Below are 22,195 nucleotides of genomic sequence, written 5' to 3'. Positions count from 1 at the left end.
CAGGCCGTCCGGTCGGACCCACCTCTGAACAGAGTGTGCTCGGGCCGCGACAGCCGGTGGATTGCGCGGTTACGCTACGGCAATGCCGTACGTCAGTACCGATGGGGCTCGCATCTTCTACACCGACTCCGGTGATCACAGCAGCCCCGTCGTCGTGTTGAGCCATGGATTCTTCATGGACCTGTCGATGTTCGCACCGCAGGTGGAGTATCTGGAGGCGAAGGGTTTTCGAGTGCTGTGCTGGGACGCCCGGGGGCACGGCGGCACCACCGCGGAACCCCATCGGTCCTTCAGCTATTGGGATTCGGCGCGCGACCTGCTGGCCGTGATGGACGCCGCCCGCGTGGACCGTGCGATCGTGGGAGGAATGTCGCAGGGCGGTTACACGGCGTTGCGAACCGCGCTGCTCGCACCGGAGCGCGTGGAGGCGCTGATCCTGCTCGACACGGAGGCCGGTGCCTCACCCGACGAGCAGAAAGCCGAGTATCGCGAGCTGTTCGACGCCTGGACGAACCCCGAAGTGCCCTTGGCGATGCTGGCAGACGGTTTGGCGCCACAGCTGATCGGCGGCACGGCGGCCGATCAGGCGCCGTGGCGCGCCAAATGGGCAGCCAGTGACCGTTCGTCGATCGAGCGGGCGGCCGCCTGCTTGATCGATCGAGAATCCGTCCTCGACCAGTTGGGCGAGATCCACTGCCCCGCAATGGTGTTGCGCGGTGAACACGATGCGTCGAGCACCGCCGCCAAATCCGGCGCATTGGCCGCCGGACTGCCCGGGGCCGGTCCCGTGATCACGGTTCCCGATGCCGGTCACGCGGCCAATTGGACGGCTCCTGATCCGGTCAACGACGCGATCGGCGGATTTCTCAGTCGGTTAGCAAGCTCGGCGGCCCGCTGAACTTCTCACGCATGCCGATGAACCACTGAAACGGTGCGTCAACGCTGGGCACATCGGTAATCCGGACTCGCACGCTGTAGGGCTCCGCGGTAGCCGGGTCACGCAGGTGCATCAAGGGTTGATGGCGTTCGTAGTCGACACGCTCGGCCAGATACATTGCCCGGAAGACCGCCGACGAACCGAGCTTGCCGAGCAGATCCAGAGCCCACTGTGGATTCTGATATCTGCCCATGTGCCATCTGAACCAGTTCACGGTCAGCCGGGCTTCGTTCTCCCATTCGATCATTACCTGGTGCGAGTCCGGGACCAGGAAGAACCAGACCAGAATGTTCTCCACTTCCGACAGCCGCGGATACGCGCGGTCGTAGGCTTGGTTGGCCCACAAGACGTTCCATCGCTCGTCGACGTATCCCGACAGGTGTGGGATCAGGCCGTCGGCGGCAGCTCGCAAGTCATCGGAGATCAGTTCACGCATCTCGGCGACCGGCATCGGCGTATAGGTACGCGGGCCCGGGGTCTTGGGAGCGGCGAGATTGTGCATATGTTGCCGCTCAGCGGGCGTCAGCCGCAGGGCGCGGGCGATCGCGTCCACCACTTCGGGACTCGGTGAGGTCTTCTCGCGCTGCTCGATCTGAGCGATATAACTGGCGCTGACGTCACAGAGACCGGCCAGTGCCGGACGGCTGAGACCGCGGGGATGATCCGGATGCCTCGGAGCCGTACGGTGGGCTCGGACGAAATCGGCGAGGTTGGGGGCCAGCAACTGGTCAACCTCGGTTTCCCCTAGTGCGGTGTAGCCAGCGTTCACGGCGAGCAGAATACTCTTCTGACAGCGACGCGGCCCGAACAAGTTTGAGCCCCCACGCACCGGAGGTCCAAGAAGGAACGCCGATCTCGCCTACTTTCGGACCGACCTCTGACCAGAGGTACCTCTGCACAGCGTGCGCCCGGCGTCTTTACCGCTGCGATCTCGGCGTGTTCTTATTTCCTTCGCGCCGGCTCATCGGAGTCGGCAAGTAGTTGCCTTCGGCTCCGTGTATGTCGGTAGCGCCCTGAATGGCGCGGAGCCCGAGAGTTTCCCGGCCTGGTACGAGGAGGGCGGGGACCCCGATGCGAGGGCTGCGCGAAGGGGGCGCAGCCCTCGTGGCAGGGCATACACAGGGATTGGTACGAGATGTCCACGGTTATGCCGTGTCCGGCGTGGTGCGAAGAACACGACGAACCGGATCCGTTCGCACCCGGCGACGGCGACCACCATTGCGGCCGACCACGGCCGGTGCTGGTCGAGGAACCGGCACGGCCCGGGCTTCCAGTGTTGTTCGTGCAGTTGAACGCTCACGACTGTGATGGGCTGCGCTACAGCTGGATCGATTTGGTCGCGCCGAGCCGTGTCCATGCCGAAATGACCGCGGCACAGGCCCGGCAGCTTGCCGAAGCTCTCATTGCCTGCGGAGACCTATGGGATTCCCGAATCCTGGCCGACAGCATCCCGTGGGCCCATCTCTGCCCCCTGTGGTGCAGCCAGCACGACGAGGCGAGGGATCCGAAGGCCGAACAGTGGCACAGCGGTCAACCGTGGACGGTGCCGGTGATAGGACCGCAACTGTGCGGTAGCAGAGTTCGAGTACGACTGTGCGCCAAGGACACCCGTTTCGATCGCAGACTGTTCGTGTGCCTGACGGTGCGCGACGACGAAGCAGTGGAGCTTACCGGCCCTGAGGCCCGCCGCACCGCGGCAGCGCTTCTGAATGCCGCCGATGACCTCGACAACCCTCTTCACCGCACTTGAATCCCGTACCTGCACAACCTGATCGAACAAAGCCCGCATCGACGACGGGAACAAGCCCGACCCGCGGACACCGCGGCGGATCCGCCCGGGGCCTCATAGCCCGAACACAGCCCGTACCAAGGCAATCCCGAACTACTCGGCCGGTTCTACGGCGAGTTTGCGCGGCATGTCAGCCTTGGCCTGTAGCGGCATCACCAGTGGCAGCGCGACCACCTGAGGCGGTGTCCCCGCTGTTCGGTCCGGTCAGGCGGATGGGCTCACCGAATCTGCGGGACAGGCGGCGGTATCCGGCGGGGGCGAGAGTGCGGATCGCGGCGGCCGCGCGGAGCCAGCCCGGGACCCAGGTTTCCGGTGTGCCGTCCGTGATCATCCGGAGTGCCGCATCGGCCACTACTTCGGGGGCGATGGGGCGAGGCAGGGTGCGGTCGTAGGGGCGGCCACGGCGGTCGAAGAAGCCGGTGCGAACGGCGGCGGGCACCACGACACCGATTTCGACGCCGGTGCCCGCGGCCTCGGCGCGCAGGCTTTCGGCGAACATGTCGATTCCGGCCTTCGAGGCCGCGTAGACCGCCTCACCCGCTACACCCAGACGGCCCGCTATGGAGCTGGTGAAACAGACACTGCCGCAGTCTCGTTCGACCATTCCGGGCAGGAGGAGGCGAGTGAGTTCCATGTGCCCCAGGAGGTTGACGTCCACCACCCGGCGGAGTCGATCCAGGGGCATCTCGGTGAAGGGACCGGACCAGCCGAGCCCGGCATTGGCGACGAGGATGTCCACGCGGCCGAACGCGGCGAGCGCCTCGCGAGCAAGCCCGGTCCGCTGCTCGGGCATCGCGAAATCGGCGACCAGCCCGCGCCCGCCCAGGCGCTCCGAAATCGCCTCGACCTCTTCGGCGAGGTGACCGTGCACCAGGACCTGCGCACCGCGCGCGGCGAGTCGTTCGGCGATGGCCGCGCCGATCCCGGACGAACCCCCGGTGACCAGCGCCACCGACCCGTGGACTCTCACCCCGATCATGGTACGGCCGAAGCGCTTTCGGAGGACAATGCTCGAGCATGGACTTCGATCTGACCGAACTCCTGGCGGCCCGACGCGGCGAGTCGTTCGCCCTGCACGATCGATACCTCAATCCGCAACAGGCGAAGGTGCTGCACGCCATCGGCTTCGACAAGACCTACGTCCGAGCCGAGGGCGCGAGCCTGTTCGACGCCGACGGCAACGAGTATCTCGACTTCCTTTCCGGCTTCGGCGTTTTCGCCCTCGGTCGTAACCACCCCGTTGTCCGCCGAGCCCTGCACGACGCCCTCGACGCGAACCTCGCCGAATGGGTCCAGTTCGATTGCCCGCCCCTGCCCGGCCTGCTCGCCGAACGACTCCTCGCCCACGCACCGGGCCTCGACCGCGTCTTCTTCTGCAACAGCGGCGCCGAGGCCGTCGAGGCCGCCCTGAAATTCGCCCGCCACGCCACCGGCCGAGACCGAATCCTCTACTGCGACCGAGGCTTCCACGGCCTGACCCTGGGCGCTCTCTCAGCGAACGGAAGCGACGAGTTCCGTGCCGGATTCGGCGCCCTGCTCCCCGCGACCCGAATCCCCTTCGGCGACCTCGACGCCCTGGCCGCCGGACTCCGCACCGGCGACGTCGCCGCCCTCATCGTCGAACCGATCCAAGGCCACGGCATGGCCGTCCCGCCTCCCGGCTACCTCACCACCGCCGTCGACCTACTCCACTCCCACGGCGCTCTCTTGATCTGCGACGAGGTCCAAACCGGCCTGGGCCGCACCGGAACCTTCTTCGCCTACCAATCCGAGCCCGTCCACCCCGACCTGGTCACCGTCGCCAAGGCCCTCTCCGGCGGCTACGTCCCCGTCGGCGCCATGCTCACCACCGACCGAATCTTCTCCTCGGTCTACTCCTCCATGGACCGACTGATGGTGCACAGCAGCACTTTCAAGGGCGGCACCCTCGCCATGGCCGCCGGCCTGGCAACCCTCGCGGTACTCGAATCCGAGGCCCTGACCACCCACGCCGACCGCCTCGGCGCCACCCTCCGCGCCGCCCTCACCGACCTCGCGGCCGACCACGACATCCTCGGCGACGTCCGAGGCCGCGGCCTCATGCTCGGCCTCGAATTCACCCGCCCCACCCCGCGCCGCGCCCGAGCGATCTGGTCGACGATGCAAAAGGCCCGCGTCGGCCTGTTCTCCCAAATGATCGTCGCGGGCCTTTTCCACCGCCACCGCATCCTCACCCAGGTCTCCGGCGACCACATGGAAGTCATCAAACTCATCCCCCCACTGACCCTCACCGACACTCAAGCCGCCCACTTCCTCACAGCCTTCACCGACGTCCTCACCGACGCCACCAAACCCACCGGCCTCCCCTGGGAATTCGGCCGCACCTTGACAGCCCGAGCCGTCCGCCGCTGATCCCCGTCCCGTCGCTATTCCGGCATCAAGCCCGCACTGCCCGAAATGTCGGATGCCGCGGATATCGTGTTGTACAGACACCGGTTTCGATGTCGCCGAGGGCCCGGCGAACGGCCCCTGGTCGCAGACCGGCGTCTCCGGCAGTCCAGTCCACGTGCGCCAGAACGACACGAACCCGATAGATCAAGTCCGCGAGAACACTTTCAATATCAAGAACCTCGCCAAACAATTCGATCTCGACCTGTTCGTTTCAGGAATGGTTCTGGTAATGCCCGCACTGGGCCCCCGACCCACCCTCGAAAAGAAGGACCTGCCCGTCGGCATCGATGTACTCCTCGGCAGTGAACCCGACTTGCGCCAGTGGTTCACTACCAACGCCCGCCATAAACCGATCTGGACGGCTGAGCAAGCACACACGTTGATCACCGCTCTGAATTTCGCGCGCAGCGTGACGATCTCGACCCTCATCGACCAAGGTTTCCCTCCCGAAACCGCGGCCCCGACCCCGCGCACTCCGATTCCGGCCGGCCCGATCGAAGGGCCGATCACGACATCACCGCGGCACACCCCGGATCCGGACACGACGCCATCGACCGTTTCGGTGCCATGGCCGCCACCGAGACGCACACACGGATGGCAACCCCTGAGACTGATTGCCGCAGCAGCGCTTTGGCTGGCCATCGCCGCCGGCGCAGGTGCCGCACTGACCCCGGACCACGCCCCGAGCTACCGTCCGCCCACAACCTCAGCCGAAACAGCGGCACCTGAACGGCAACCACCGGCCGAGCCGACCGCGCCCTCATCCGGCCCTCCCCAGTCGACCCCGCCGCCGTGCTTCCCCCTCCAACCGGCGTGCTGACGGACTGCTCGTCGAGCACACGGCACGGTCAGGCACGAAATCCGGTGCGCCATGTGCTCCACCGCGGAGTCCAGCCCAGCGACCGGGCAAGGGTATTGGTCGCACCGCGTTCCCATCGCGCACCTCCCGCCGTCCGGACGGGAGCCGCGACACCGACGGCGGCGGCGAGGACCGGCATCCACTCCCAGGCCGGGGCAGGCTCGTCGTCGACGATGTTCACAATTCCGTTCGGCCAGTTCAGTGCCTCGACCGCAGCGCGGGCGGCATCCTCTACGTGCACGAAAGAACTGACCCCGTCGTTGGCCGGCAACCCGCCGAGGGCGCTGCTGTCACCGCGCAGAACCTCGGCGGCCAAACCATCCGCGTGATACCAGGTGCCGGGCCCGTACAGCGTGCCGTAGCGCAATACCACGTGATGTGGAAGCTCGGCGACGGCTTCCTCCAGGGTCCGGATTCCTCCGATCGTGACCGAACGCGGCTCGGGGGCTGACAGATCCAGCGGAGTCGATTCCGCCGCCGGCGTGCTGCCCGGCTCGTAGGCCCACGCGATCGATTGCGCCACAATCCGTTCCACGCCGGCCTTCCGGGCCGCGTCCACCAGGTTTCGGGTCCCGACGCGGCGAATTCGGGCGTTGTCGTGCGAAGTTCCGCCGTTGAGGGCGGTCAGTTGATGGATGATCACGTCCGGGGCCGTGACCTCCACGCTCTGCTCGACCGCGTCTTTGTCGAAAACGTCCAGCACGACGGCACCGGCGCCGGTTTCCCGAAGCCGTCGCGCGCCGCTCTCGGTCCGCGAAGTCCCGATGACCTTGTGGCCGGCATCGAGCAACTGTGGGATCAGCCGAGTACCGATCGCTCCGCTGGCTCCCGCGACGAGAATATCCATCTCCCACTCTCCTGACTCTGCGAAACCGTTCCGCGGCAAGGGCGCGAACTACGCCTCTTGCGGCGGATCACCGCGTACCCACGGTAGGTCGGAGTCGCCCCGACACCGCGGTCCATTCGCGCGTGCAAAATCTGGGCCAGTGGAGGCGATCCGCCCGCGTGGGCCGGCGGACAGGCCCCTTGGGGAAGGGATTTCGGAGCAGCAGTCAGGGGCGAACCCGCCGGAATTGGCCCAGCAAAAGAACCGAAAACTGGACCACACGCATGGATGGATCGGCTTCTAGCGTGCTTGCCATGAGTCAATGCACGAACCAGGAAGCCATGACCGATCGAGCTCACGACGGCGCGAACGACTGTGCCGCCGCGATGGCGCCGGCTGGATCGAAGACCCTCCTCACCACCCTGTCTCACATTGTGCCGCCGCATATTCCGGACGGCGCCGATGTCATGACCGTGATCGTCGAACTGGCGCCCGGTGACGCGGGAACCCCGCCGCACCGTCACTCCGGGCCGGTGTTCGGCTACATGCTCGAGGGCGAGATGGTGTTCGAGCTGGAAGGCGCACCCGCGTATGTGATTCACGCGGGCGAGAGCTTCTGGGAGCCGGGTGGCGATGTCATCCACTACCAGGCGGCCAACAACCTCGCCGATCGGCCGAGCCGGTTCGTCGTCGTCATGATCGGAGTGCCCGGCGAGCCGATGCTCACCATGGTGACCCCGGAGGAGTTGGAGGCTCGCCGTGATCGCCGGGGCCTGCCGACGCCGAACGGCCTAGCGTAACGTCCTGGCCAGCAGGTCCAGAGCCGGTGCCAGCGCGGAATCCGACGGACGCGAGTAGCCCACCACCACCGCCGCCGACGCCGCCGGATCGGGTTGCGCGGTGAACTCGGTGAGCGTGCGGATGCGTAGCCCCATCGCCGCGGCGCGATGACGCAAGCGCGGTTCTTCGCTCGCGGGCAGATCCAGCAGCCCGACCATGGCGTGCAGGCCCGCGGCGATACCGGTGACGGTGGCACCGGTATCGGCCATCGCGGCCAGCAATTGCTCACGCCGCTGCTGGTATCGCAACCGGCAACGCCGCACATGCCGGTCGTAGCCGCCGCTGCGCAGAAACTGTTCCAGCGTCAGCTGTTCCAGCACACCGGTGAACCCGTCGGCCCGGCGTTTCGCTTCGACCAGTTCCTCCACGAGTGCCGCGGGAGCGACGATCCAACCCAGCCCGACCGCCGGGGCCAGACTCTTGCTCGCGGTACCCAGGTACACCACCCGGTCGGGTGCGAGCGCCTGCAGCGCGCCGATCGGCCTACGGTCGTAACGGAATTCGCCGTCATAGTCGTCTTCGAGAAGCCATGCCGACCGCTCCCGTGCCCACCCGATCGCAGCATTGCGACGTTCGGGAGACAGCGCGACCCCCAAGGGAAACTGATGCGCCGGCGTCAGCAGAGCCGCGCCACAATCGCCGAGTTCATCGGTCCGCGCACCGTATTCGTCGACCGGAACCGGGCATGTCGATATCCCGTTGGCGCGCAGGACATCATGGTGAATGACCACACCGTGACTCTCCACCGCGACTCGGTCGGTGCCCGCCCGGCGCAACACGTCGGCGAGCAGGGCAAGCCCCTGCCTGAATCCCGAGCAGATGATGATCTGCTCGGGTGCCGCCCGGACGCCTCGCACCCGGGCCAGATACTCGACCAGCGCACGACGCAGTCCGGGGTGCCCTCGCGGATCCGGATAGCCGAAGCATTCATCCGCGGCATCGGTCATCGCCCGGCGGGCGGCCGCATTCCATCCGGACCGCGGAAATCCGGCCAACGTCGGCACACCCGGCGAGAGATCGAACCGAACCGAGCCTCCCGCTGCGCCCACCGCGGCCGAACCGGGCACAACCGTCTCGACACCATGCACGGCAACCCGCGTACCCGAGCCCTGCCGAGCCTCGAGCCAACCTTCGGCCACCAGCTGCCCGTACGCATCGGCCACGGTATTCCGAGCCACGCCCAGTTCGGTCGCCAACACCCGCGAAGACGGCAACCTGACCCCCGCAGCCAGCCTCCCACCCCGGATCGCCGAACGCAGAGCATCCTCCAACGCAGCCCGCCGCCGCACACCCCGCAACTCCAACAACAGACCGCCGCCCGAAATGGCCCAAGTTTCCACCACGGACCCCCACCCTAGGCGTAGAGCCAATCCCAGGAATCGATCGAGCCCGCCGCATAGTCGCCTGTTCCCGCGAGAGCGAGACAGCCAACCTCGAACATCGCCATAAATCCATGCCCGACATGGCTTTCGAAGTCGGCGCAGAGGGGATCGAACCCCCGACCGCTGGTGTGTAAACCTGTTGCGAATCCAGCGTAGATCGATCCCACCCGTTCGGCACAGACATGTGGTCAGACCAATCCGGTTGGGCGGACTCAGCTGGATAGGGCAAGAACCGCAACCGCTGCGTCGATATCGGCGATCAGTTGCTGCCAGCTCGGCAGTTCAGTTACAGAACCCGAGCAGTCAATCTGCCGAAGCAACTGGCGGCGATGCTCATTGAAACGTTTCGAAACCTGATCGCGACGTCGACCGGTACAGTCGGCAGCTTGAAGTAGACACTGTTGAAGCAAGTGCTTCGGATCTGCAACAGATTCCACCCGCCGCAGACCAGGTAGTTGGATTTCGTTGCGCCCTCTCGGATTACCCGCTGCCCTCCGGATAGCCCGCTCATCTAGTAGAAGCCATGCCTCAGTCATCCGGACTGGGATGACCGGCACCGTAGTGGCTGCACTGTAGACCGACTTCACGGCCCTATCGATTTCATCGCGGCGAGCCTCCGGACCTGCATTATCTGCATCCCGGTGTACGACAATCACATCAACGACGCCACCAAGCAGCTCGATTCCGGCACGCACCCGCGACCCAACGTCCTTTGCAACCTTGGGTAGCAACGAGAAGTCAGGATGAGACAGTCGAACATCGACACCGCGCTCAACAAAGAGCGTTTCGATAATCTCAGCCAAAGGCTGATCGGAACTTCCTTCACAAATGAACAGGCCGGGGTAAACCTTGCGGCTCATCCCACCATCTCCAATGGAAGGGCAATCTGAGCTCCTACCGGCGCCGCAAGATACGGGAGCACGTCCGCTTTCGAGAACGTCGGGCCACTCGATGTCCTCCGCCATGAGTCCTGATATGGCAGCAGCGATAAGGCCGCAGTCACAGTCCCGTCCGCAGTCCGGTAGGGACGAGTCTCCGCAAGCAGCACATCAGCGGGGTCGCAGAGCTGAAAGACACCCGGCGAGTGCGTGTTTATGATGACCTGCCGGAATGGATTGCCCTGTCCTGGGGAAAATTTGGGATCCACTGCAAGGTCCCGCACCAACTGCACCATCGCGGGAAGATTCCCCGGGTGAATACCGTTCTCAGGCTCCTCCATGCAGACAAGTCCAGTGAACGCTGGATCCTCAAGCAACACACACAGAGCCAAGAATCGGAGCGTACCCTCAGACAACGCGCGAGCCGGTAGCTGTAGTCCTCCACGTTCTCTGAGGAACAACGTAAAAACCTCACGAACCTGATCAGGTTCGACAGTCAGACTCTCAACGCTCACACCCGAGAGATCTGACAACCGGTCGGCAACCTGTGCATACACGGAATCAGGATCTGCGCTCAGTTGGCCTGAAAGTTTTTCGTTGGCAATTCGGAACAGGGTTGAAGCGAGGTGACGTCCATCAGTTTCCATTGAGCGAGGATCAGCGAATCCATCTGGCGCACGCAGCGCCGAGGGCTCCAGTGCAAGCCGATACCAACTCTGCATCTCACGGCGAGCGGCAAGGATCGTTGGATAGTCGTTGGTCGTGACTGTGCTGAGGACTGTCCTGCCCGCCCTTGCTGCTGGCCTTGGCTGCGGTTTACCGAAGCTTCCGCCGTCGCCATGGACGTTGATGACGATCGAACCGTCCCGCTCCGCGGTCGACAAGAATGCTCCGCCGCGACGCTGCCCAAGGACGACTGCACTGCGAAAATTCTTTGCGTTGTGAGGGAATCGCAGGTGCTTGGGGGCATCCCCTCGGTTGATGTGACGGAGTTCTTCACGGCACAACGTCAACCTTCCAACGCTACTTTCGCCCTGAGGCGCCGAGAACCCGAGCTCCAGTTCATAACGGAGAAAAGTAGCGGTAGCCCGTGCGGGCGCTCCTAGATCATCCTCGACCTCTGCTGGCACGATCATCTCTGCAGCGAAAGAGATTCGGCGCTCATGGTCGCGGTATCCATCCCAGAACAGATCCCGAGGATCAGCACCTCGCATGCCAGTCGCACCACGTACCCGCTGCGACGCCTCCATCAACGGTTCAGACGCCAGGTGCGACAGGAACTCGATAGCATCGAACACGTTCGACTTCCCCATACCGTTCGCACCCGCGATGCATGTGAACGGGCCAAGGTCGACTTGGACATCAAGGAGGTTCTTGAAGCCTCGAATCTCAAGCCTGGTAAGCATGCACGTCAGGCTACCGGTTTATTGCTGATGGCTCACCGTACCTGGACCGTTCCTTGTCATGTCGCACACAGGGAACTCGAAGCATGAGCCACCCGAGCATGATCAACCCTAGACAGACGAGTGGGCTCAGACAGCGTCCGGCAAACGCTGCTTGCTACACGAGTGCCAACATGAACTGCTTCCAAGATCGGAATCGATACGCAAAACCCAGGTGTGACCTGGGTTTTCGAAAGTGGGCGCAGAGGGGATCGAACCCCCGACCGCTGGTGTGTAAAACCAGTGCTCTACCGCTGAGCTATACGCCCCGGGCGCCCGAGCAAGTCGGGCGACGGGTTATGAATCTAGTGTGGCCAACGCTTTTTCCCAAGCTTGCTGGTCACGGGGCTCGCCGGGGCCGTTCATCTCGGCGAAGCGGATGATGCCGTCCTTGTCGACGACGAAGGTGCCGCGGTTGGGGTAGCCGGACTTTTCGTTGAAGACGCCGTAGGACTGGGCTACCGCGCCGTGGGGCCAGAAGTCGGACAGCAGCGGGAAGGTGTAGCCCTGTTCGGCGGCCCAGATCTTGTGGGTGGGGGGTGGGCCCACGGAGATGGCGAGGATCTCGGCGTTGTCGTTCTGGAACTTGGGGAGTTCGTCTCGGACCTTGCAGAGTTCGCCTTGGCAGATGCCGGTGAAGGCCAAGGGGTAGAAGACGATCAGGACGTTCTTCTCGCCGCGGAAGCTCGACAGCGTGACTTCCTGGTTGTTCTGGTCCTTCAGCGTGAAGTCCGGTGCGACCGTACCGACCTCTAGCGGCATAGCTACCCCTCCATCCTGTGTCCTGGCGCAGCGCCGGGCCACATTCGCGACCCAGCAGCGAGCGGCACGCGATGGAGACACGGGGTATCCACGCGTGCCGCTCGGCTCACTGAAACCTTAGTGGAAGGTTTCAGCGCTGCTTGGAGGGCGTCTTGGGCTGGGTGAGCTTGGTGCCCGTCCAGGTGCCCAGGGAGACCGGGGTGGTCGAGGTGAGGCCGGCGGGGGTAGCCGACTCGGCGATTTCACTGGGGTCCACATGACCCTGCTGGCCGGTCTTGGGGGTCAGGACCCAGACGATGCCATCGTCCGCGAGCGGACTGACAACGTCCATCAGCTCGTCGACGAGATCGCCGTCCCCGTCCCGCCACCACAGCAGCACGACATCGACAACCTCGTCGGTGTCCTCGTCAAGCAACTCGGAACCGATCGTTTCCTCGATACCCGCCCGCAGTTCGTCGTCGGTATCTTCGTCCCAGCCCAGTTCTTGAACAACCATGCCGTGTGCAATGCCAAGCTTCTGAGCGTAGTTCTGCGCGTCCGCCGCGGCGACCACGGTGGTGTCCTCCTCAACTCCCGACAATAGGTAGTTGCAAGCGAACATGGTAAAAGCCCTCAGCGCAAGCCGATCGGCCGAAATCGCACCCTAAATGTCGTATGTGAGACCCGAGGGACGCGCCGGACAGCCCGGATTCACTTCGCCGGACAGACGTTCCGGACCGCCGTCAGAGCGTCGTTGACCTTCTTGCTCGCGTCGTTCAGCGGCGCCACCGACGACCCGGACGACATCTTCCGAATCTCCGCGGCCAACGCGCGCGCCGCGACCACGTAGTCGGTGAACTTGCCCGCGAGATCGGCGGGCAGCCCCGCCCCGGCCGAGTTCACCTGAGCCTCGACCGCTTTCGCCGCGTCCTCGAGCGCGCCGGCCGCCGCGTCCCGCTTGGCGATCTGGTCGGCGGTGCTGGCGTCGTGCGCGTCCACGAACTCGTTGTAGCGGTCGACCTGGGTGCCGGTGGTCTTGCGGAACGTGTCGCAGTTGTCGGCCGTCGCCTTGGCGATCGCCGCCGCGGCCTTGGACGAACTGGCCGCCGCCGCGGACGTCGCCGCCTCGGCCTTGTACGAGCTCACCTCGGCTTGATTCGCGGTAGCGGTACCCTCGACCGTGTTCGCACACCCGGCCAGCACCAGCCCCATCGCCACGGCCGCACCGGCGCACACCAATCCGAACCCCCGCGGGTTCAGCAGCTTCACTCGAGTCCTCCCCGATCCAGACCGGCGGTGTGGATGCCGTCGCTAGCGGCGCGGTTCCCTGCGCAACCGTACTGGATTTCGGGCTGACATGATGACCTGGGCCGCATCATCGGCAAGGATGTGAGATGCGCCCCAGACCAATCGTTACGGGTACGCCGCGCACCAACGGCTACCCGGGGTATTGACGCCACACCAGATGTCCCACCCCATGTGTACGAGGAGCAAACGTCTTGACCGACTTGATGCACCCGACTTCGTCGAATTCCGCCAACGGCGCCCAGGGGCCGGAGGCCGGATCGACCCGCAAATCCCCGGCGGGAGGCCGGGTTCGAGTGATTCGCGAGGGGGTGGCGTCATACCTGCCGGACATCGATCCGGAGGAGACCAGCGAATGGCTCGACTCCTTCGACGAGATGCTGACCCGCGAGGGCCCCGGCCGCGCCCGCTACCTCATGCTGCGCCTGCTCGAGCGCGCCGGTGAACGCCACGTCGCGATCCCCGCGCTGACCTCCACCGACTACGTCAACACCATCCCCACCGAGAACGAGCCGTGGTTCCCCGGCGACGAAGAGGTCGAGCGCCGCTTCCGCGCCTACATCCGCTGGAACGCCGCGATCATGGTGCACCGCGCCCAGCGCCCGGGAATCGGTGTGGGCGGCCACATTTCGACCTACGCGTCCTCGGCGGCGCTCTACGAGGTGGGTTTCAACCACTTCTTCCGCGGCAAGGACCACATCGGCGGCGGCGACCAGATCTTCATCCAGGGCCACGCCTCGCCGGGCATCTACGCCCGCGCCTTCCTGGAAGGCCGCTTGACGACGGACCAGATGGACGGCTTCCGCCAGGAATACAGCCACGGCGGCCCCGGCCACGGCCTGTCGTCGTATCCGCACCCGCGCCTGATGCCGGACTTCTGGGAATTCCCCACGGTCTCCATGGGCCTGGGCCCGATGAACGCCATCTACCAGGCGCGCTTCAACCACTACCTGCACGACCGCGGCCTCAAGGACACGTCCGACCAGCACGTTTGGGCGTTCCTCGGCGACGGCGAGATGGACGAGCCGGAATCGCGCGGCCTGATCCAGGTGGCGGCCAACGAGGGCCTGGACAACCTGACCTTCGTCATCAACTGCAACCTGCAGCGCCTCGACGGCCCGGTCCGCGGCAACGGCAAGATCATTCAGGAGCTGGAGTCGTTCTTCCGCGGCGCCGGCTGGAACGTCATCAAGGTGGTGTGGGGCCGCGAGTGGGACGCCCTGCTGCAGGCCGACCGCGACGGCGCGCTGGTGAACCTGATGAACACCACCCCCGACGGCGACTACCAGACCTACAAGGCCAATGACGGCGCCTACGTACGCGAGCACTTCTTCGGCCGGGATCCGCGCACCAAGGAACTCGTCAAGGGCCTGTCCGACTCCGAGGTCTGGAACCTCAAGCGCGGCGGCCACGACTACCGCAAGATCTACGCGGCCTACGCCGCGGCCATGGCGCACAAGGGACAGCCGACGGTCATCCTCGCCAAGACCATCAAGGGCTACGGCCTGGGCAAGCACTTCGAGGCCCGCAACGCCACGCACCAGATGAAGAAGATGACCCTCGACGATCTGAAGGCGTTCCGCGACCTGCAGCGCATTCCGATCACCGACGCCGAGCTCGAGGCGAACCCGTACCTGCCGCCGTACTACCACCCCGGCATGGACGCGCCCGAGATCCAGTACATGATGAACCGCCGCGGCCAGCTGGGCGGTTTCGTCCCCGAGCGCCGCACCATGGCGAAGCCGCTGCAGCTCCCCGGCGACGAGGCCTACCGCAGCGTCCGCAAGGGTTCGGGCAAGCAGTCGGTGGCCACCACCATGGCGTTCGTGCGCCTGATGAAGGAGCTGTTGCGCGACAAGGAGATCGGCAAGCGCATCGTGCCGATCATCCCCGACGAAGCCCGCACCTTCGGTATGGACTCGTGGTTCCCGTCGTTGAAGATCTACAACCGCAACGGCCAGCTGTACACGTCGGTCGACGCGGATCTGATGCTCGCCTACAAGGAGTCGAGCGTCGGCCAGATCCTGCACGAGGGCATCAACGAGGCCGGTTCGACCTCGAGCTTCACCGCGGTGGGTACCTCGTACTCCACCCACGGCGAGCCGATGATCCCGCTCTACATCTTCTATTCGATGTTCGGCTTCCAGCGCACCGGCGACGGTCTGTGGGCGGCGGCGGACCAGATGGCCCGCGGCTTCGTCCTCGGCGCGACCGCCGGGCGGACCACGCTGACCGGTGAAGGACTGCAGCACAACGACGGTCACTCGCTATTGCTGGCGTCCACCAACCCGGCGTGCGTCCCCTACGATCCGGCCTTCTCCTACGAGATCGCCCACATCGTGCGCGACGGCATGCGCCGGATGTACGGCGGCGGCCTGGCCCAGGGTTACCAGGAGGCGCTGCCCGGCACCGATCCCGAGGCGCACTCGGTGCACCACGAGTTCGGCGGCGAGGACATCTTCTACTACATCACCCTCTACAACGAGCCGTACGTGCAGCCGGCCGAGCCGGAGAACCTGGACGTGCAGGGCCTGCTCAAGGGCATCTATCTCTACAAGCCCGGTTCCGCGGGCATTCTGCGCGCGAACATCCTGGTCTCGGGCGTCACCATGCCCGACGGCCTGCGCGCCCAGGAGATGCTGGCCGACGAGTGGAATGTCCAGGCCGATCTCTACTCGGTGACCTCATGGGGCGAGCTCCGCAAGGAAGCCCTGTCCAAGGAGATCGCGAAACTCCGCCACCCCGACACGGATCCGGGCCTGCCCTACATCACCGAGGTGCTGTCCAAGGCGCAGGGACCGTTCGTGGCCGCCTCCGACTGGATGCGCGCCGTGCCGGATCAGATCCGCCAGTGGGTGCCGGGCGAGTACATCACCCTGGGCACCGACGGTTTCGGCTTCTCCGACACGCGCCCGGCGGCGCGCCGCGTGTTCAACGTGGATGCCGCGTCCATCGTGGTGGCGGCGTTGCAAGGGCTGGCCAATCAGGGCCGGATCGCCCAGGCCACGGTGTCCGAGGCGGCCCGCCGCTACGCCATCGACGACGTGAACGCCGCGCCGAAGGCCGTACCCGGTACCGAAGGTGGCGACGCATAACCGAACATAAGAACCGTGGAACGTAAACCGCCGAGGCCGCGCCGGATCAACGAAGAGGGCACCTCCTCCCACGAGGTCTATCTCCCGACCGGCGCGCTCTCTCCGAATCGGCAGACGCGCGACCCGCTTCCGGACACGCTTCTGAAGAGGGTCAAGCAGTTCTCCGGTCGCCTGTCGACCGAGGCCGTGGCCTCGATGCAGGATCGGTTGCCGTTCTTCGCCAATCTGGACGCCGCCCAGCGCGCCGGCGTCCAGATGCTGGTGCAGACGGCGGTGGTGAACTTCCTGGAATGGCTGCAGGACCCCGAATCGGATATCCGATTCAGTCTCGATGCCTTCCAAGTGATTCCGGACGATCTGGCGCGGCGGCTCACACTGCGCCAGACCGTCGACATGGTCCGGGTGGCCATGGAGTTCTTCGAGCAGTGGCTGCCGGCGTTGGCGCGCAACGACCGTCAGCTGGTCGCGCTGACCGAGGCGGTGCTGCGCTACGGGCGTGAGCTCGGTTTCGCCGCCGCCTCGGTCTACGCCTCCGCGGCCGAATCCCGCGGCGCCTGGGACACCCGATTGGAGGCCCTGGTCGTCGACGCGGTGGTGCGCGGCGACACCGGCCCCGAGATGCTCTCGCGCGCGGCCACTCTCAACTGGGATGCCACCGCCCCCGCGACCGTCCTTGTGGGAACGCCCCCCAAGGATCAGGTGGCCGTTGTCAGTTCCGTACATAGTGTCGCCGCCCGGCACAACCGCAACGCCCTCGCCGTGGTGCAGGGTTCGCGGTTGGTGATGGTAGTCAGCGGACATCTCGGGGACCCGATGTATCCGTCCCAGTTCCTCTCGGATCTGCTCGCCGAGGCCTTCTCCGAGGGTCCGGTGGTGATCGGCCCGACCATGCGAACCCTCTCCGCCGGGCACGTCAGCTCGGTCGAGGCGATGGCCGGGATGGAGGCCGTGGTGGGCTGGCGGGGCGCGCCGCGACCGGTGCACGCCTCCGAACTCCTACCCGAACGCGCCCTGCTGGGCGACCGCGCGGCGGTGGACGCCCTGAACGAGCACCTCGTGCTACCGTTGGCCGCCGCCAGCGCCGATCTCTCGGACACGCTGGACGCGTACCTGGATTGCGGTGGAGCCGTCGAGACCTGCGCCCGCCAGCTGTTCGTTCATCCAAATACGGTGCGCTATCGGCTCAAGCGAATCGCCGACATCACGGGTCGAGATCCCATGAATCCGCGCGATGCCTATGTGTTACGAATCGCGGCCACAGTAGGCAGGCTGACTCGAACTCGTAACGAATCGCCCACTCCTGCCACTGATGTGACTCCCGTCACAGACCCTCAGGATGGGCTGTAACGAGATTCGCGGATGGGGCGATCCGGACAACCCACTTGGTCTTTTGTGGACTCCTCACAAAAGTGCCAAGCAACCTTCATTCGCGCCGACATCTCGTGAGAGCGCCACCACAGTGTTTTCTTAATCCCGTGATCGCATTGCTCGCCCCTGGACAGGGCTCTCAGACACCCGGCATGCTCACCCCTTGGCTCGAACTTCCCGGCGCCGCGGATCGCATCGCGCTGTGGGGCAAGGCCGCGGGGCTGGACCTGCTGCGTTTGGGTACGACTGCGACCGCGGAAGAGATCGTGGACACGGCTGTCACCCAGCCGCTCGTCGTCGCGGCCGCTCTGCTTGCCTTTGCTGAAATCCCGCAGGACTCGATTCCCGCGGATACCATCGTCGCCGGACATTCGGTCGGCGAATTCGCCGCCGCCGCCGTCGCCGGAGTCATCTCCGCCGATGACGCGGTGACCCTGGCCGCCATCCGCGGAGCGGAGATGGCCAAGGCTTGCGCGCTCGAGCCGACCGGCATGTCCGCGGTGCTCGGTGGCGACGAAGCGGAGGTGCTCGCTCGTCTCGAGGAGCTCGGGCTCGTTCCGGCCAACCGCAATGCGGTGGGTCAGATCGTGGCCGCGGGTAAGCTCGAGGCGCTCGAAGCCCTGGCCGCGAACCCGCCCGAAAAGGCCCGCGTCCGTGCACTCCCGGTCGCCGGCGCCTTCCACACCGCGTTCATGGCACCCGCCCAGGACGCGGTGGCGGAGGCCATCGCCCAGATCGCGCCCAGCGAGCCGGTGCGGACCCTGCTGTCGAACTTCGACGGTCAGCCGGTCAACTCCGGTCGCGATGCGATCGACAAGCTCGCTGCCCAGGTCACGCGCCCCGTGCGCTGGGACCTGTGCACCGAAACGATTCGCGCGGCAGGGGTTTCCGCGGTGGCAGAGCTGCCGCCGGCGGGCACCCTGGTCGGCATCGCCAAGCGGGAGCTCAAGGGCACCCCGAATCTGGCGCTGAAGACCCCCGCGGATCTCCCCGCGCTCGCCGAGCTGGCCGCAACAAGCTAGCTTGGCTCGCGGCCCGCTCCCATCAACGGCGATGGAGCAATCGGGTCGCAAACAACGAAAAATTCCCACCCCTCTACAGAAGATAAGGAGCCACCACAGTGGCCGCTCTGACCCAGGAACAGATCGTCGAAGAGCTCGGCAAGATCATCGAAGAGGTGACCGGTATCGAGCCCTCCGAGGTCACCATCGAGAAGTCCTTCGTCGACGACCTGGACATCGACTCGCTGTCGATGGTCGAGATCGCCGTCCAGACCGAGGACAAGTACGGCGTCAAGATCCCCGACGAGGACCTGGCGAGCCTGAAGACCGTCGGCGACGCGGTGGCGTACATCCAGAAGCTCGAGGCCGAGAACTCCGACGCGGCCGCCGAGCTGAAGGCCAAGTTCGGCGCCGAGGGCGAGTAGGAACCGACACCGTGACCACTCCTTCCACCTTGAACGGGAACTTCCCCAACGTCGTCGTTACGAGCATGGCGGCGACCACGTCGATCGCCGGTGACGTCGATGCGACGTGGAAGGGCCTCCTCAACGGCGAGAGCGGCATCGACACTCTCGAGGACGACTTCATCGCGGAGTACGACCTCCCGGTGCGTATCGGCGGCCACCTGAAGGTGTCGCCGGACACGCTCCTCGATCGTGTCGAGATCCGTCGTATGGCGTATGTCGAGCGACTCGCTATCACCCTCGGTCGCGAGGTGTGGAAGAACGCGGGCTCGCCCGAGATCGACCCGCTGCGGCTGGGTGTCGCCATCGGCACCGGCCTCGGCGGCGGTGACGCGCTCATCGACTCGGTCGACAAGCTGAAGAACGGCGGCTACCGCAAGATCTCGCCGCTGGCGGTACAGATGGTCATGCCGAACGGCCCCTCGGCCGTCGTCGGTCTCGAACTCAAGGCCCGGGCGGGAGTGATCACTCCGGTCTCGGCGTGTTCGTCGGGTTCGGAAGCCATCGCCAACGCGTGGCGGATGATCGTCATGGGTGACGCCGACATGGTGGTCACCGGTGGTGTCGAGGGCTTCATCGACTCGGTGCCGATCGCCGCGTTCTCCATGATGCGGGCCATGTCGACCCGCAACGACAACCCGAAGGCGGCCTCGCGCCCCTTCGACAAGGACCGCGACGGCTTCGTCTTCGGCGAGGCGGGCGCGCTCATGGTCGTCGAGACCGAGGAGAGCGCCAAGGCTCGCGGCGCCACCATCCACGCCCGGCTCATGGGCGCGGGTATCACCTCCGACGGGTTCCACCTGGTGGCTCCCGATCCGGAGGGCAGCGGTGCCGCTCGCGCCATGCAGCGTGCGATGCAGACCGCCGGGTTGTCGCCCAAGGACGTCACCCACATCAACGCCCACGCGACTGCCACCCCCGTCGGTGACACCGCGGAAGCGAACGCGATTCACAAGGCCGGCGTCCAGCACGCCTCGGTCTACGCGCCCAAGTCGGCCCTGGGCCACTCGATCGGCGCCGTCGGCGCCCTCGAGTCGATTCTCACGGTGCTCAGCATCCGGGACGGCATCGTCCCCCCGACGCTGAACCTCGAGAACCAGGATCCGGCGATCGACCTGGATGTCGTGCACGGCGCGGCGCGCCAGCAGGACATCCAGTACGCGATCAACAACTCCTTCGGTTTCGGTGGGCACAATGTCGCGCTCGCCTTCGGCCGGTACTGACGCGCACTCAGAAGCACCGCGCACTTCTAGAACCGGTCAGTAAGACAAGCGGTCCCGGCAGGGGATCTCGGATCGAGATCCCAGACCCGCAATCCCCTGCCGGGATTTTCGACATTTCGCAGCCGCTCCAAGCGACCGCATTTTCCTCTAGAGGAGAGTTTGCGATGACCATCATGGCTCCCGCACATGCGGATACCACGACCGATCCCCGCGACCCGCTGGGCCGGTTGCAGCGCTTCTTCGATCCCGGAACCGTTCTTCCGCTGCACCCCCGCGACAAGTCCGGCGTGCTCGCCGCCATCGGTGAGATCGACGGTGTCCGCACCGTCGCCTACTGCTCCGATGCGACCGTGATGGGCGGCGCCATGGGCGTCGAGGGTTGCAAGCACATCGTCGATGCGATCGATACCGCCATCGAATCCAAGATTCCCGTTGTGGGCCTGTGGCATTCGGGTGGCGCGCGTCTCGCCGAGGGCGTCGAGGCCCTGCACGCGGTCGGACTGGTCTTCGAGGCCATGGTCCGCGCGTCCGGCCAGGTCCCCCAGATTTCCGTGGTGCTCGGCTTCGCCGCCGGTGGCGCCGCCTACGGTCCCGCACTGACCGACGTCGTGATCATGGCCCCGGAAGGCCGTGTCTTCGTGACCGGACCGGACATCGTGAAGACGGTGACCGGCGAGAGCGTCGACATGGCGACCCTGGGCGGCCCGATCACCCACGGCAAGAAGTCCGGCGTCTGCCACATCGTCGCCGATGACGAGTCCGACGCCATGCACCGCGCGCGCCGCCTGGTCTCGATGTTCGCCGAGCAGGGCGAATTCGATTTGGCCGCAGCCGAACACGGCGACGTCGACCTCAAGGCCATGATGCCGGAGTCGGCCAAGCGCGCCTACGACGTCAAGCCGATCATCAACGAGCTGCTCGACAATGTCGACGGCGAAAGCACTTTCGAGGAACTGCAGGGCGGTTACGCCCGCTCCATGGTGGTCGGCCTGGGCCGCCTCGGCGGCCGCACCGTCGGCGTGCTGGCCAACAACCCGATCCGCCTGGGCGGCTGCCTCAACTCCGAAAGCGCCGAGAAGGCTTCGCGTTTCGTGCGCCTGTGCAACGCCTTCGGCATCCCGCTGATCGTCGTCACCGACGTCCCCGGCTACCTGCCCGGCGTCTCCCAGGAGTTCGAGGGCGTGGTCCGCCGCGGCGCGAAGCTGCTGCACGCCTTCGCCGAGGCCCGCGTCCCCCGCGTCACCCTGGTGACCCGCAAGATCTACGGCGGCGCCTACATCGCCATGAACGCCCGATCCCTCGGCGCCACAGCGGTTTACGCCTGGCCCGGTTCCGAAGTCGCCGTCATGGGCGCGAAGGCCGCGGTCGGCATCCTGCACAAGAAGGCCCTCGCCGCCGCCCCCGAGGAGGAGCGCGAGGCCATGCTCGAGCGCCTCACCGAGGAGCACGAGCGCATCGCCGGCGGCGTCGAGCGCGCCATGGCCATCGGCGTCGTCGACCAGATCGTCGACCCGGCCAAGACCCGTTCCACCATCGCCGCGGCGCTGGCGGCGGCCCCGTCCCGCCCCCAGCACAACAAGAACATCCCGTTGTAATCGACTACACGGCAACGCGA

General features: G+C 65.8%; 20 protein-coding genes and 1 tRNA gene. 11 read left to right on the top strand and 10 right to left on the bottom strand.

Annotated elements, in window-relative coordinates; all coding sequences use genetic code 11:
- Window positions 1–82: 82 nt before the first annotated feature.
- Window positions 83–898, top strand: a complete 816-nt coding sequence (locus GPX89_RS40105) for an alpha/beta fold hydrolase (protein ID WP_157393005.1) — start codon at window positions 83–85, stop codon at window positions 896–898.
- On the opposite strand, the gene GPX89_RS40100 is transcribed toward GPX89_RS40105, so the two are convergent.
- Window positions 867–1,748, bottom strand: coding sequence for a helix-turn-helix domain-containing protein (locus tag GPX89_RS40100; protein WP_157393004.1), 882 nt, complete (start codon window positions 1,746–1,748; stop codon window positions 867–869). The genes GPX89_RS40105 and GPX89_RS40100 overlap by 32 nt on opposite strands.
- Before the next feature lie 324 nt (window positions 1,749–2,072).
- Here GPX89_RS40100 and GPX89_RS40095 point away from each other — a divergent pair, with 324 nt between their 5' ends.
- Complete coding sequence (locus tag GPX89_RS40095) at window positions 2,073–2,687, top strand: DUF6907 domain-containing protein (protein ID WP_407939557.1); 615 nt, start codon at window positions 2,073–2,075, stop codon at window positions 2,685–2,687.
- Between the two features lie 169 nt (window positions 2,688–2,856).
- Here GPX89_RS40095 and GPX89_RS40090 read toward each other — a convergent pair whose 3' ends face one another.
- Window positions 2,857–3,696, bottom strand: coding sequence for an SDR family NAD(P)-dependent oxidoreductase (locus tag GPX89_RS40090; protein ID WP_407939556.1), 840 nt, complete (start codon window positions 3,694–3,696; stop codon window positions 2,857–2,859).
- Window positions 3,697–3,743: 47 nt separating this feature from the next.
- Between GPX89_RS40090 and GPX89_RS40085 the strand changes: the two genes are divergently transcribed.
- Both GPX89_RS40085 and GPX89_RS40080 read left to right on the top strand, forming a co-directional pair.
- Entirely contained in the window at window positions 3,744–5,117 is a 1,374-nt protein-coding gene (locus tag GPX89_RS40085; protein ID WP_157393001.1) for an aspartate aminotransferase family protein, read from the top strand.
- Between the two features lie 154 nt (window positions 5,118–5,271).
- Complete coding sequence (locus tag GPX89_RS40080) at window positions 5,272–5,976, top strand: hypothetical protein (protein WP_157393000.1); 705 nt, start codon at window positions 5,272–5,274, stop codon at window positions 5,974–5,976.
- A 28-nt stretch (window positions 5,977–6,004) separates the two neighbouring features.
- Here GPX89_RS40080 and GPX89_RS40075 read toward each other — a convergent pair whose 3' ends face one another.
- Complete coding sequence (locus GPX89_RS40075) at window positions 6,005–6,862, bottom strand: NAD-dependent epimerase/dehydratase family protein (protein ID WP_157392999.1); 858 nt, start codon at window positions 6,860–6,862, stop codon at window positions 6,005–6,007.
- Window positions 6,863–7,227: 365 nt separating this feature from the next.
- Between GPX89_RS40075 and GPX89_RS40070 the strand changes: the two genes are divergently transcribed.
- Window positions 7,228–7,641: a cupin domain-containing protein gene (locus GPX89_RS40070; RefSeq protein ID WP_157393092.1), complete on the top strand. Its 414-nt coding sequence runs from the start codon at window positions 7,228–7,230 to the stop codon at window positions 7,639–7,641.
- Here the strand turns inward: GPX89_RS40070 and pdxR are convergent.
- The 7 genes from pdxR to GPX89_RS40035 form a co-directional block, all read right to left on the bottom strand.
- Window positions 7,633–8,970: a MocR-like pyridoxine biosynthesis transcription factor PdxR gene (gene pdxR, locus GPX89_RS40065; RefSeq protein WP_328602881.1), complete on the bottom strand. Its 1,338-nt coding sequence runs from the start codon at window positions 8,968–8,970 to the stop codon at window positions 7,633–7,635. The genes GPX89_RS40070 and pdxR overlap by 9 nt on opposite strands.
- A 305-nt stretch (window positions 8,971–9,275) precedes the next feature.
- Window positions 9,276–9,923 (bottom strand): DUF4276 family protein, encoded by a 648-nt coding sequence (locus tag GPX89_RS40060; RefSeq protein WP_157392998.1) that lies wholly within the window; start codon window positions 9,921–9,923, stop codon window positions 9,276–9,278.
- Window positions 9,920–11,347 carry an AAA family ATPase gene (locus GPX89_RS40055; RefSeq protein ID WP_157392997.1) on the bottom strand — a complete coding sequence of 476 codons (1,428 nt, stop codon included), beginning with the start codon at window positions 11,345–11,347 and terminating at the stop codon, window positions 9,920–9,922. The genes GPX89_RS40060 and GPX89_RS40055 overlap by 4 nt, the downstream gene beginning before the upstream one ends.
- Window positions 11,348–11,580: 233 nt before the next feature.
- Window positions 11,581–11,652: transfer RNA gene (locus GPX89_RS40050), tRNA-Val, on the bottom strand.
- Window positions 11,653–11,680: 28 nt separating this feature from the next.
- Complete coding sequence (locus GPX89_RS40045; RefSeq protein ID WP_157392996.1) at window positions 11,681–12,145, bottom strand: peroxiredoxin; 465 nt, start codon at window positions 12,143–12,145, stop codon at window positions 11,681–11,683.
- Between the two features lie 130 nt (window positions 12,146–12,275).
- On the bottom strand, window positions 12,276–12,698 hold the full coding sequence (locus GPX89_RS40040) for a DUF3052 domain-containing protein (RefSeq protein WP_328602865.1): 423 nt from the start codon (window positions 12,696–12,698) through the stop codon (window positions 12,276–12,278).
- Window positions 12,699–12,835: 137 nt separating this feature from the next.
- A complete protein-coding gene (locus GPX89_RS40035; RefSeq protein ID WP_328602864.1) occupies window positions 12,836–13,393 on the bottom strand; it encodes a hypothetical protein in 558 nt (185 codons plus the stop codon).
- Window positions 13,394–13,623: 230 nt separating this feature from the next.
- Between GPX89_RS40035 and aceE the strand changes: the two genes are divergently transcribed.
- From aceE to GPX89_RS40005, 6 genes are all read left to right on the top strand, one after another.
- Window positions 13,624–16,524, top strand: a complete 2,901-nt coding sequence (gene aceE, locus GPX89_RS40030; RefSeq protein WP_157392994.1) for a pyruvate dehydrogenase (acetyl-transferring), homodimeric type — start codon at window positions 13,624–13,626, stop codon at window positions 16,522–16,524.
- Between the two features lie 45 nt (window positions 16,525–16,569).
- Window positions 16,570–17,871, top strand: coding sequence for a PucR family transcriptional regulator (locus GPX89_RS40025; RefSeq protein ID WP_456237944.1), 1,302 nt, complete (start codon window positions 16,570–16,572; stop codon window positions 17,869–17,871).
- A gap of 128 nt (window positions 17,872–17,999) precedes the next feature.
- Entirely contained in the window at window positions 18,000–18,914 is a 915-nt protein-coding gene (locus GPX89_RS40020; protein ID WP_328602862.1) for an ACP S-malonyltransferase, read from the top strand.
- A gap of 98 nt (window positions 18,915–19,012) precedes the next feature.
- Window positions 19,013–19,318, top strand: a complete 306-nt coding sequence (gene acpM / locus GPX89_RS40015; RefSeq protein ID WP_033086997.1) for a meromycolate extension acyl carrier protein AcpM — start codon at window positions 19,013–19,015, stop codon at window positions 19,316–19,318.
- Between the two features lie 11 nt (window positions 19,319–19,329).
- The gene (locus GPX89_RS40010) at window positions 19,330–20,580 is read left to right on the top strand and encodes a KasA/KasB family beta-ketoacyl-ACP synthase (protein WP_328602861.1); all 1,251 of its coding nucleotides are present in this window, start codon (window positions 19,330–19,332) and stop codon (window positions 20,578–20,580) included.
- A 164-nt stretch (window positions 20,581–20,744) separates the two neighbouring features.
- Complete coding sequence (locus GPX89_RS40005; protein ID WP_157392992.1) at window positions 20,745–22,175, top strand: acyl-CoA carboxylase subunit beta; 1,431 nt, start codon at window positions 20,745–20,747, stop codon at window positions 22,173–22,175.
- The last annotated feature ends 20 nt before the right edge of the window (window positions 22,176–22,195 follow it).

Source organism: Nocardia terrae (assembly GCF_009760405.1).
In the GTDB taxonomy this organism is placed as follows: Bacteria; Actinomycetota; Actinomycetes; order Mycobacteriales; family Mycobacteriaceae; genus Nocardia; species Nocardia terrae.
Note: the sequence above shows the minus strand (reverse complement) of the source record. Positions and strands in the feature narration are given on the sequence as shown.

Coding starts and splice junctions, on each gene's coding strand:
- GPX89_RS40045 (WP_157392996.1), bottom strand. CDS start 12,145: ATGCCGCTAGAGGTCGGTACGGTCGCACCGGACTTCACGCTGAAGGAC.
- GPX89_RS40105 (WP_157393005.1), top strand. CDS start 83: ATGCCGTACGTCAGTACCGATGGGGCTCGCATCTTCTACACCGACTCC.
- GPX89_RS40085 (WP_157393001.1), top strand. CDS start 3,744: ATGGACTTCGATCTGACCGAACTCCTGGCGGCCCGACGCGGCGAGTCG.
- GPX89_RS40005 (WP_157392992.1), top strand. CDS start 20,745: ATGACCATCATGGCTCCCGCACATGCGGATACCACGACCGATCCCCGC.
- GPX89_RS40060 (WP_157392998.1), bottom strand. CDS start 9,923: ATGAGCCGCAAGGTTTACCCCGGCCTGTTCATTTGTGAAGGAAGTTCC.
- GPX89_RS40075 (WP_157392999.1), bottom strand. CDS start 6,862: ATGGATATTCTCGTCGCGGGAGCCAGCGGAGCGATCGGTACTCGGCTG.
- GPX89_RS40070 (WP_157393092.1), top strand. CDS start 7,228: ATGGCGCCGGCTGGATCGAAGACCCTCCTCACCACCCTGTCTCACATT.
- GPX89_RS40095 (WP_407939557.1), top strand. CDS start 2,073: ATGTCCACGGTTATGCCGTGTCCGGCGTGGTGCGAAGAACACGACGAA.
- GPX89_RS40055 (WP_157392997.1), bottom strand. CDS start 11,347: ATGCTTACCAGGCTTGAGATTCGAGGCTTCAAGAACCTCCTTGATGTC.